The following is a 781-nucleotide window of genomic DNA, read 5'->3' as shown; positions in this document are numbered from 1 at the left end:
CTCCGCGGCGTCCTGGACGCCACGCTGCTCGACGACCGCGAGCTGTCGCTCGGCGTCGAGGGCTGGGCCGGCCTTCCCGATCCGTTGCTCGGAGATCCGATACCGGACGTTCCGACCGATAGCTGAGAGCGACACACCGGCTGCTGTCCCCCAGGCTGGGCGCTCGCTGATGTCGTCATGGACGACAGCCACGCCGCCGCGGTCGCCCTTCGTTGCTGAAGGGCGACCGCGGCGGTCTCCTCATCGGCCGGCTGCGGGCACGTGCCACGTGCGGACTGCCAGCTGCGCCGACCACATGCGCGCATAGCGGCCCTCGGCGTCGGCGAGCAGGTCGGTGTGGGTGCCGCGCTGGGCGATGCGGCCGCCGTCGACCACGAGGATCTGGTCCGCGCCGACGATCGTGGAGAGCCGGTGGGCGATGACGACGACGGTCTTATCGGCCACCAGGTTGTCGATGGCCCGCTGCACCGCCACCTCCGATTCGGTGTCCAGGGCCGCCGTCGGTTCGTCGAGCAGGACGACGGGCGCGTCTTTGAGGATGGCCCGGGCGATAGAGATCCGCTGGCGTTCACCGCCGGATAGCGCCGAACCGATCTCGCCGACGCGCGTGTCGTAGCGGCGGGGGAGTCGGTCCACGAACTCATGGACGTTGGCCGCCCGCGCGGCCGCCTCGATCTCCGCATCGGTGGCATCGGGACGGGCGAGCGCGATGTTCGCGCGGATGGTGTCGTCGAAGAGGTAGACGTCCTGGAACACGATGGCGATGTGGCGCAGCAGTTCG

Annotated in this window: 1 protein-coding gene; it reads right to left on the bottom strand. The window is 70.3% G+C overall.

The annotated features are described in order from the left end of the window. Positions 1-240: 240 nt before the first annotated feature. Positions 241-781 (bottom strand): ATP-binding cassette domain-containing protein (locus tag ADL29_RS06765; RefSeq protein WP_157878409.1); only part of this gene is annotated, 541 nt, incomplete at its 5' end.

Origin of the sequence: Streptomyces chattanoogensis (assembly GCF_001294335.1) — a bacterium.
GTDB classification, from domain to species: Bacteria; Actinomycetota; Actinomycetes; order Streptomycetales; family Streptomycetaceae; genus Streptomyces; species Streptomyces chattanoogensis.
Note: the sequence above shows the minus strand (reverse complement) of the source record. Positions and strands in the feature narration are given on the sequence as shown.